We start from the raw sequence: 9,929 nt of genomic DNA, 5'->3' as shown, positions 1-9,929 counted from the left end.
GCGGCGTCCGGCGGCTCACCGCGCTCCGGGCCGGGCTGGTGGCGGCCGTGCACCGCGCGCACGCCGACACCGGCGGCGGACCCGATGACGACGTCGTCCTGCCGGCGGAGCCGATGGCCCGGCTCCACTCCCGGCTCCCGTCGTGGGCGACACGGCGCCCGGTCTCGTACACCGGGTTCCTCCAGCGCGGGCCGGGCGGAGCGCTGTGTGTGAACCACATGTACGGGGGGTGGGGGCGCTTCGGCAGCAGGTTCCTGGATTCCGTGGCCCCCGAGGCGGCGCGGGAGACGGCCGCCGCGGTGTTCGGGGCGCTCGGACCCGGCGCCAGAGTGGCCCAGGTGCGCCCGGTCAGCGGCTTCAACGCCAACCTGCATCCCTTGTTCGTGCCGGAGGAGATCGGGGCGGACCGCTCGTACGCGGCTCTCGGCATGGATGACGTCGAACTCGTCCATGACGTGGACGGTGATGAGGTACGCGTCCGGGTCAAGGCCACCGGCGAGTGGGCCGATGTGCTCTACGCGGGGGTGTTCGCCCCGCTGCTGCTGCAGCCGAGGCTCGCGCCCCTGCTGATGGACCACCCGCACGGCATCACCGACTTCGGAGCCCTGGTGCCCCGTCACGTCACCGCCGTACCCGGTGGGGACCTGGTGCGCGCCCCCCGCCTGCGCCACCGCCACCTCGTGCTGCGCCGGCGCCGTTGGGAGCTGGCGGGCTCCACGGTGGCGGTGCTGCTCGCCGAACTCGCGGCCGAGGGCGAGGTGCCGGTGGGGGCGGTGGCGCGCTGGCGGGCGCTGCTCGGCGTGCCCGACCAGCTCTATCTGCGTGCCGCACCACCGGCCCGGGGCGGGCGGGTCGACGAGGACCTCCTGCGCGCCCTCGACCGCCCCAAGCCGCAGTACGTCGATCTCGGCGACGCGCTGCATCTGCGCTGCCTGGGCAAGTGGCTGGCCCGCCACCGGGACGGGGTGGTCCTGGAGGAGGCGCTGCCCGCCCCGGCCCGGGAGGAGAGGCACGCGGCGGTGGAGCTGGTGGTGGAGACCTACCGTGCCGGGCTGCCGCCGGGCCACCTGGTGGGCGATGCGGGCCGTGTGGCCGACCGTGCGTCCGCCGGGCACGCGAACAGAGGGGAAGAGAGATGACCGTCGAACAGGCGGCGCACAGCGGAACCGCCCCCGGGGCAGGGACCCGGCCGACGCCGGACGCGCCGGAGACGCCGGACGCGTTGGATTCGCTGGGGCGGTGGATGTTACGGCCGGGGGTCTCGGTGACCGTGCTCCACAACGGCGTACATCTGCGGGGCTGGATCACCAGCGTCACCCTGGAGGGCGGCCCCGGGCTGCCGGTGCTGTGGGACCGCCTGGCCGAGGCGCTGTCGACGGGCGGGAGCGGGGACAGGCACGCGGAGCTGGCCCGGTCCGCTCCGGTGGGTTCGCCGCTCCGGACGGCTCTGCTCACGGTGATCGGCCAGTTGCTCGACCACGGCCTCCTGGTCGAGCGCACCGCCGCGGAGGCGGCGGACGGGGCGGACCAGCGGTGGCTCGGAGCGGTCGCCGACCGGCCCGCCGCGGCGGCCGCCGCGCTCACCCGCAGCCGGGCACGGGTCCTCAGCTCACGTCCGGAGAGCCCGCTGGCCCGCATCGCCGCGCGGGCGCTCGACCGGGCGGGCATCCGGGCGCAGGTCGTCGAGGCGGCGGATCTGCCGGACGGGCAGGCCCTGCTCGTCACCGCCGGGCACGGCGAGCCCTCGGACATCGCACGGGAACAGGGCCTGAAGGGACAAGGCCCGGCGGAACAGGGCACGGCGGAACGGGCGGTGGCGGTCGGTGTACGGGCGGGCGTCGGGTTCGTCACCCCCGTGGGCAGCGCGGAGCAGGCGCGCGCCGACGCCGACGGGCTGGCCGACAGGTTGCGCCGGCGGGAGGTGCCCGGCTCGGCGGAGCACCCCGGGCTGCCCGCGCTCCTGGCCTCCTCGGCGGCGCAGCGGCTGGTGTGCGCGGTGGCCGGGCTCGGCGATCCGTCGGCCGAGGCGGAGGACGCCCGGCTGGTACCGGGACTGCCCACGGCACTCATCGCCGAGCAGGAGCCGTTGCGGGGTGAGTACCGGAACTGGCCGGGCCCCGTGCTCGTGGACGCCGACCGGGGCCGCCCCCGTGCTGCCGTACGTACGGCAGCCGAGGCGCTGGCACGTATCCCGGTGCTCACCGACCGGATGACCGGGGTGCTGGACGAACCGGTCCCCGGGGCCCTTCCTCAGCTGCCCGCGGCACTCGTCCGCTGCGCGGTGGAGGACGGCGACCTGCTGTCCGGTGCCGCCCGAGCCGACCTGGCCCGGCTGGAGGCGCTGTGCCGTGCCGCCGAACTCCGCCTGGGCAAGGGCGCGTCGGGCCCGGTGGCGGTCGGTGCGAGCCCGGAGCACGCGCGTGGGAGCGCGCTGCGGGCAGCGGCCGGCCTGCTGGGGTCCGTGGCGGTCGCAGGAGCCGGCCGGAAGGACGCGGCGGCGGAGGGCCTCGGGGAGGGCCCGGGAAGAAGCGCAGGCCCGGACGGCGAAGGCCGAGGCGCCGGTGGCGAAGGCCCGGACAGCGCAATGACCGTGGGCCGCCCCGTGCTCTGGAGCCCGGAGACCGCACGCCACCCGCAGGCCCGGCACTGGTGGTCCGTCCTGGTCCGGCGGCTCGGCGTCGACGCGGAGGTGTCGGTCTCGCGCCTCGACGCGGGCGGCGGGAGCGTGTTCCATGCCCGGGTTCGGGGGCGTACGACGGTGGGCGAGGCGCCCGGCGTGCTCGGCAGAGCCGCCGAGGCGTCGGCCGACGACGCCGTCGCCTTCGCCGCGCTCTCCGCCGTCGTCAGGGTCCAGGCGGCCGTCGGCATCCCGGCCGCCCGGCACCTGGCGACACCCAGCGGGGCGTCGGCCACGCTCGCCCGGTCCGCCGAGCTCGCGCCCTGGGAGGACGCGGGGTGGACGACCGCGTGGCTGGCGGAGCTGGCCGACCGGGAACCGGACCTCCAGGAGGCTCTGACCTGCCTGACCGGGTGGTCCCCCCAGCCGTGGCAGCCCCCGGCCGGTGCTCACGCCGACGTACACGCGCTGTGGTCGGCGCTCCGGCAGTGCGGCTTCTCGGTTCTCTCCGCCAGGTCCGAGCACGGGCACGGGCACGGGCCCGAGCACGGGTCCGAGCACGAGCCGGAACGCGAGCCCGAGCCCAGCGCACGCCCCACCTCCCAGGAAGGACTCCGGTGACCACCACAGACCCTCTCCGGCAAGCCCTGGCCGAGGAGACACCCACCCCGGTCCTCGATGCGGCGGGCGCCCTGCGACTCACCGAGGGCAGCGCCGTCGTGGTCCTGGACGCCTGGACCCTGGGGACGGCCGAGGAGCTGTCCCGGCACGCGCTGCGCCACCCGGTGACGCTCGTCCCCGTCCGGGGCGACGGGGCGCTGACGGTGGTGGGGCCCGTGCTGCGGCCCGGCGCGCGGGGGTGTCTGTCGTGCGGCGAGTACCGGCGGCTGGCGACGATCGGCGGCCGGGTGCCGTGGCACAGCCCCGGGCTGCGGCTGGAGGGCCGGCCCTCCCCCGCCTTCGTCGACGCCGTCGCCGTGCTGGCCGCGTCGCTCCGGCACGGGGACGGGGCGGTCGTCCACGTCGTGCACAACGGCCGGGGCACCTGGTCGACGCACCGCTTCGAGCCCGTGGGCGGGTGCGCGGTCTGCCTGCCGCTGCCGCCCGACGGTCCCGAGGTCGCGGAGGCGGCGTTCGGCCCGGACACCCGCCGTTCGCCGAGGCCTCCCTGCGATCCGGTGTCGCTGCGCGAGCCCAACCCACGGACGGGGGTGGCGGATCTGCGGGAGGCGCTGTTCGACGAGCGGTTCGGGCCGGTCCACCAGATCCTGCGCACCGAGGAGTCCGTGCACAGCCTGACCAGCGCGTACGTGACCTACGGCCGCCATACCCGTGACGGCGGCTACGGGCGGAGCATCGACTTCGAGAGCAGCGAGCGCGTCGCCCTGTTCGAGGCGGCCGAACGGCTGGCGTCGATGAGCCCCACCGGCCACCGGACCGTGCTGCGCGCCCCGTACGCGGAGCTCGGTCCCGAGCGGGCGGTGGATCCGGTCCGGCTCGGGCTGCCCGACCCCGTCCACCACGGCCACCCGGCCTCCGCGACCGTGCCCTACGCCCCGGATCTCGAACTGGACTGGGTGCACGGCTGGTCCCTGACCCGTGACGGTACGACGGCGGTGCCCGAGCACGTGGCCTACTGGGACCCGAGCCCGGACCGGCCCAGGGTGGTGTACGAGTGCTCCAGCGGCTGCGGGCTGGGCAACAGCCCGGCGGAGGCGGCGCTGTACGGGCTGTTCGAGGTCGCCGAGCGGGACGCGTTCCTGATGGCCTGGTACGCGCGCACCCCGCTGCGCCGGGTCGCCGTACCGGCCGAGGACCTGGAGGTGGCGCATCTCGTGGACCGGGCGGCGCTCGCCGGGTACCGGGTGGCCCTGTTCGACGCGACGAACGACTTCCAGGTGCCCTGCGTCATCGCCGTCGCCCTGCACCGGGGCGAACCCGCCACCGCTCCCCGGGCGTTCGTCGCCGCCGGGGGTCATCACCATCCGCGTGCCGCGATCCGCTCCGCCGTCGCCGAGGTGGTGACCAACGTGGTGAACGCCGTCCACCGGCACCGCGCCGAGCCGGAGATGTTCGACCGCCGGCGGCTGCTGCCGATGCTGGAGCGCCCCGAGCTGGTCACGACGCTCGCCGACCACGTGGCCGTCAACACCCTCCCCGAGGCCCTCTCCCGGCTGGACTTTCTCGACCCGGACGGCCCGGCGGCGGCCTGGCAGGAGGTCTGGCCCGAGGCGTCGGCGGCGGCACCGGTGCCGGATGTCGTCACCCTGCTGGACGAGACCGTGATCCGGCTGGCCGGTCTCGGCCTGGAGGTCGTCGCCGTACCGCTGAGTGAGTCCGCGGTACGCGACCGGCTCGGCCTGCACACGGCGAAGGTCGTGGTCCCGGGCTCGCTGCCGATGACGTTCGGCCATGTCAACCGGCGCACGCTCGGGCTCGACCGGCTCCTGGAGGTTCCGGCCCGGCTGGGACGCACGCCGCGCACTGCGCGCCATGACGAACTCGCGCTGCACCCGCATCCGTTCCCGTAAGACGCCCCGTAAGCCGGCCAACCAGAACACCGGATCACCGGACCACCAGGACAGGAAACCCATCCCGTGACGAACGGCCCCCAGGACACCTGGCTCAGTCTCCACTGCTTCCTGCGGTCCGCCCCCGAGGACACCGACGTCTTCCTCACCGAGGAAGTGGCCCCGCTCCTCGACGGGCTCGTCGCCGAGGGCGAGGCCACCGGCTGGTTCTTCATCCGCTACGACGAAGGCGGGCACCACCTGCGCATCCGGGTGCGCGGTGCGTCGGAGGCGCGGGCCGCGTCCCTGCCGAAGTCCCTCGCGCGGCGGGCCGAGCGGCTGCCGGTCCCCGATTCCGTACGCGGGCGGGGCGAACGCGGGCAGGCGGAGCACGCCGAGGTCCACGCGGAGCCGTACGTCCCCGAGACCGCACGCTACGGAGGGCCCGTGGCGCTGCCGGTGGCGGAGGAGGTCTTCGTCCGCTCCAGCCGGGTGGCCGTGCGGGCCGTCCGGGAGGCCCCGCGCGGCAGCGCCCGGCTCGCCCTGGCCATCGATCTCGCGCACACCACCGCTCTCGCCTGCGGCATGGACCGGCTCGCGGCGGCGCGGTGGTTGCGGCTCCACGCCGCGGGCTGGCGGTGGGCCGAGGGCGTACCGCTGCTCGGCCCCCAGCACGTCCACGCGAAGGTCAACAACGTCTACGCGCTGCAACGCGACGCCCTCGTGAGCCGTGCCCTGGCCGTGCGGCAGGCGCTGGAGGACGGCACGGCCCCCGGCACCCTGGCCGACTGGTACGACGGTGTCCGCAAGGCCGACCCGGTCCTTCGCTCCGCCTCCCCGCCGGGGGGCCGCCCACGGATCTGGGCGTCCCAGCTGCACATGCTCTTCAACCGGCTCGGCCTGGCGCCCGACGAGGAGCGGGCGGTGTGCCGGCTGGCCGCGCGCACGCTCCTGGACCGGGGCGAGGCCGCCTCGTACTTCCCGGACGGGTACGCCTCGCCCGACCGGCAGTACCTGGAGCGGAGCAAGTTCCACCTCGGGCGGGAACAGGACTCGGCCCCCCGCGACCTACCGGCCCGGAAGCCCGGTCCCCAGGGCGGCTCCGAACTGCCGCTCGCCGCGGGCCCGTTCCCGGACACACCCCTGCACACGGTGATGAACAGCCGTGTCTCCCGGCGGGGAGCCCTCACGGGGCCGCTGGACGCGGCGTCGCTCGGCACACTGCTGTGGGGCGCGCACGCGTCCGGGCACGAGTCGGTCCACCGGTTCGCCGGCGGCGGCGAACGGCTCATGCGCCACCGGCCCTATCCGAGCGCGGGCGCCCTCTACACCGCCGGTCTCCGGCTGATCGCGCTGGACGTCCAGGGGCTGGCGCCGGGCACCTACCAGTGCGTGCCCGACCGGCGCGCCCTGCGGTACGTCGGCCCGGCGCCCGCCATGGACGACATCAGGTCGCTGTCCTCGTACCTCTCACGCGCCGACGACGACCCCGACGGCATCGTGCCGGACGCGCTCCCGGTGGTCCTGGGCCTGTACGTCGATCTGGGGCGGCTCAGGGAGCGTTACGGCCTGCGGGCGCTGCGGCTCGGGCTCCTGGAGGCGGGGCACCTGGCGCAGTCGCTCCTCCTGACCGCCACGGCGCTGCGTCTGGGCACCACCCCGCTCGGCGGGTTCCGGGACGATCTGGCGCACGAGCTCTTCGGGCTGGACGACCTGGACCAGCCGCTCCAGTACGTGCTGCCGGTGGGCCGCCCTCCGGAGACGCCCGCGGTGGAGGAGCCGGGTCCGGGCGGTTAGGCGAAGGCGTCGAGGGCGACCTTCGCGGCGCCGGCGATCAGCGCGTCGTCGCGTTCGGCGTCCTTGATGTCGCGGCGGGAGAGGACGGCGAGCGCGATCGGGGCCGCGCGCGGCGGCCAGACGATGGCGATGTCGTTACGGGTCCCGTAGCCGCCGGTGCCGGTCTTGTCTCCGACCTCCCAGCCTCGGGGTGCGCCCGCGCGGATGGTGTGGTCGCCGGTGGTGTTGCGCTTCAGCCAGTCGGTGAGGACGGCCCGCTTGTCGGCGGGGAGGGCGGGCCCGAGGACGTACGCACGCAGGTCCGTGGCCAGGGCGCGGGGCGTGCTGGTGTCGCGGAGGTCGCCGGGGGTGGCGTCGGAGAGGGCCACCTCGTAGCGGTCGCAGCGGGTGACACGGTCACCGAGCCGGCGCAGGGCGTCCTGGAGGCCCCGGGGGCCGCCCAGTTCGCGGAAGAGCAGGTTGGCGGCGGCGTTGTCGCTGTACCGGATGGTGGCATCGCACAGTTCGCGCAGGGTCATGCCGGTGGCGAGGTGCTTCTCGGCGATGGGCGAGTGGCTGACGAGGTCCTCCTTGCCGTAGCGCACGAGGCGTTCCATCTGCGGGAGGCTCTTCCTGGCCAGTACGGCGCCGGCGAGCAGGGCCTTGCAGGTGGAGGCGTAGGCGAACCGTTCGTCGGGGCGGTGGGTGACGGTCCGTCCGTCGCCGGTGTCGATCGCGTACACGCCCAGCCGGGCGTCGAACTTCCGCTCCAGTTCGGCGAAGGCGCGGTCCGTACGGGGCGGGGGCGAGGCCGACGGCGAGGGTCCGGAGCCTGAACCGCTCCTCCCGGCCGGGGCGGTGTCCGGTCCGGCCGTCGAGCAGCCGGTGAGCGGGAGCAGGGCGGCACCGGTCAGCGCGGCGAGTGCGGCGCGGCGTGAGACGTGGGTGTGCGTACGGATGGGCACGGCGGAAGACCTCTTTCTCGACGGTGGTCGTGCGGCCTCGACGGTGGTCGTGCGGCGCACGGGCCCGGTCGGCGGACCGGCCGCGGGCCGTGCGATCGGCCTCTGCGGGAGTCAAACCCGCCGCCGGTCGGCATGTCGAATACGCTCTCGGCATCGGAGTGATTCACCAGCCATATCACCGCATGCCAGGGAGATGGAGTGCTGACGGAACGGCACCTGGAAATCTTCATCGCGTTGGCGGAGGAGGAGCACTTCGGTGCCGCCGCCCAACGGGTGGGGATCACCCAGCCGCCTCTCTCGCAGGGGTTGCGCCGACTGGAGGCGCTGCTCGGCGTGCGCCTGTTCGAGCGGGAGCGGGGGGTGTTCCTCACCGAGGAGGGGGGCCTGCTGCTCCCGCACGCCCGCCGGGCCCTCGCCGCCCTGGCGGAGCTTCGGGAGACCGGTGCCCGCGAGCACGCGGACGGGCGCCGCCTGCGGCTGGGGCTGGTGCCCGAGGTGCCGGCGTCCCTCGCGGCCGATGTGGCGGCCGCCCCGGTACGGGCGGGTGAGCGGAGCCGCATCAGCACGGTGACGGCTCCCACCGCGACCCTGCTCTCCGATGTCGCCTCGGGCCGCCTCGATCTGGCCGTCGTCCGGCACCCCTCCGTCCTGCACGGCCTCGCCGCCGGGCAGGTGGTCCTCCTGCCGACCTGGATCCTCGCCCCGGCCCGGCCGGCGGAGTCCGGTGGCACGCGTCCGGGTACGTCGCCGCACCCCCTGCCCGTCGCCGTGCGGCCCCGGGTGGAGGCGCCCGCCGCCCATGACCTGTTCGTCGACACGCTGGCGAGCCGGGGCCGCCGGGTGGAGACGGTGGTGGTCACCGACGAACGGGCCGGGCTGGCGCTGGTGGCGGCGGGCCAGGCCGTACTGGTCACGGCGGACGAAGCGTTGACGGCCTCGCGGGTCGAACGACGACGGGCGACCGATCCGCCGCTCCCCCTGCGGCTGCGGGTGGTCTGGAACCCTCGGCGTTCGGGTTCCGCCCCCGGCTCCGGTTCCGGGGACCCGGAAGGGATCGCACAGCTGCTGGAGGACGTCCTCGCCCGCAAGGCGGCGACGTGAACGGCTCCCGGCGCGACGGCGGGGTGGAACGGGCCATCCGCTCCCTCTTCGACGACGCCGGCGTCCGGGGCTGGCTGCACGTGGCGGAGCTGGACCGCCCGTCGGCCCGCGTGGTCATCGACCCGGACGAGCAGGTACCGATGGGCTCCGTCTACAAGGTGGCGCTCATGGCCGCCTTCTGCCGGCTGGCCGACGCGGGGCGGGTCGACCCGAGCCACCGGCTCACGCTGGAGGCCGCCGACCGGGTCCCCGGCCCCACGGGCCTGTCCATCCTGCGCGACCCGGTCACGATGTCGCTGCGCGACCTGGTGGTGCAGATGATGAGCGTCTCCGACAACACGGCGGCCCATGCCGTTCTGCGTACCGTGGGCCCCGAGTCCGTCGACCGGATGTGTGCCGACCTCGGTCTGCCGCACACCCGGATCCACGGAGGGGTCGTCGGTACCCTCGACCGGCTGGTCGCCGATACGGGCGCCGGGTCGCTGGACGCAGCCATGGCCCAGGTCGCGGACAACGACACCGTCGTCCCGCCGGACGTCTACGACCCCGCGTACAAGGCGTCCTCCACCCCGGCCGAGACCGCCCGGCTGCTCCGGGCGATCTGGACGGACGGCATCGCGTCCCCCGCGAGCTGCTCCTTCATGCGCGCGGCGATGCGCACCCAGCCGTGGGCCCACCGCCTCGCCTCCGGGTTCCCGTACGACGACGTGACCGTCTACGGCAAGACCGGCACGTTCGGCTCCATGCGCCACGAGGCGGGGGTGGTGGAGCTCGCGGACGGCAGCCTCTACACGGCCGTGGTCTTCACCCAGGCCGCCCGCGCCGACACCAAGCTCCCGCGCGCCGACGCCGTGATCGGCGCGGTGGCCAGGGTCGCGGTGGAGGAACTCCGCACACGCCAGGACGTCTGACCGGCCGACGGGGGCGCGGTGCGGCATCCTGGGCGCAGGACATCCAGTC

At 75.3% G+C, this 9,929-nt stretch carries 6 protein-coding genes and 1 pseudogene; 6 read left to right on the top strand and 1 reads right to left on the bottom strand.

What is annotated here, in order from left to right; genetic code table 11:
* The 4 genes and pseudogenes from AB0917_RS20725 to AB0917_RS20710 all read left to right on the top strand — a co-directional run.
* A pseudogene (locus tag AB0917_RS20725) lies at positions 1-1,139 on the top strand (hypothetical protein); the annotation flags it as partial.
* Positions 1,136-3,238 (top strand): hypothetical protein, encoded by a 2,103-nt coding sequence (locus AB0917_RS20720; RefSeq protein WP_366821062.1) that lies wholly within the window; start codon positions 1,136-1,138, stop codon positions 3,236-3,238. The pseudogene AB0917_RS20725 and the gene AB0917_RS20720, both read left to right, overlap by 4 nt.
* Positions 3,235-5,148 carry a TOMM precursor leader peptide-binding protein gene (locus AB0917_RS20715; RefSeq protein ID WP_366821061.1) on the top strand — a complete coding sequence of 638 codons (1,914 nt, stop codon included), beginning with the start codon at positions 3,235-3,237 and terminating at the stop codon, positions 5,146-5,148. Before AB0917_RS20720 ends, AB0917_RS20715 begins: the two co-directional genes overlap by 4 nt.
* A 66-nt stretch (positions 5,149-5,214) precedes the next feature.
* Positions 5,215-6,924 carry a thiopeptide-type bacteriocin biosynthesis protein gene (locus tag AB0917_RS20710; protein ID WP_366821060.1) on the top strand — a complete coding sequence of 570 codons (1,710 nt, stop codon included), beginning with the start codon at positions 5,215-5,217 and terminating at the stop codon, positions 6,922-6,924.
* Here the strand turns inward: AB0917_RS20710 and bla are convergent.
* The gene (gene bla, locus AB0917_RS20705) at positions 6,921-7,868 is read right to left on the bottom strand and encodes a class A beta-lactamase (RefSeq protein WP_366821059.1); all 948 of its coding nucleotides are present in this window, start codon (positions 7,866-7,868) and stop codon (positions 6,921-6,923) included. The two genes, AB0917_RS20710 and bla, sit on opposite strands and share 4 nt — an antisense overlap.
* 198 nt (positions 7,869-8,066) lie before the next feature.
* On the opposite strand from bla, the gene AB0917_RS20700 reads away from it, so the two are divergent.
* Both AB0917_RS20700 and AB0917_RS20695 read left to right on the top strand, forming a co-directional pair.
* Positions 8,067-8,969: a LysR family transcriptional regulator gene (locus AB0917_RS20700; RefSeq protein ID WP_366821058.1), complete on the top strand. Its 903-nt coding sequence runs from the start codon at positions 8,067-8,069 to the stop codon at positions 8,967-8,969.
* Positions 8,966-9,880 carry a serine hydrolase gene (locus AB0917_RS20695; protein ID WP_366821057.1) on the top strand — a complete coding sequence of 305 codons (915 nt, stop codon included), beginning with the start codon at positions 8,966-8,968 and terminating at the stop codon, positions 9,878-9,880. Before AB0917_RS20700 ends, AB0917_RS20695 begins: the two co-directional genes overlap by 4 nt.
* Positions 9,881-9,929 lie beyond the last annotated feature (49 nt).

The organism is Streptomyces sp. NPDC007346 (genome assembly GCF_040703535.1).
In the GTDB taxonomy this organism is placed as follows: Bacteria; Actinomycetota; Actinomycetes; order Streptomycetales; family Streptomycetaceae; genus Streptomyces.
Note: the sequence above shows the minus strand (reverse complement) of the source record. Positions and strands in the feature narration are given on the sequence as shown.

Coding starts and splice junctions, on each gene's coding strand:
- AB0917_RS20720 (WP_366821062.1), top strand. CDS start 1,136: ATGACCGTCGAACAGGCGGCGCACAGCGGAACCGCCCCCGGGGCAGGG.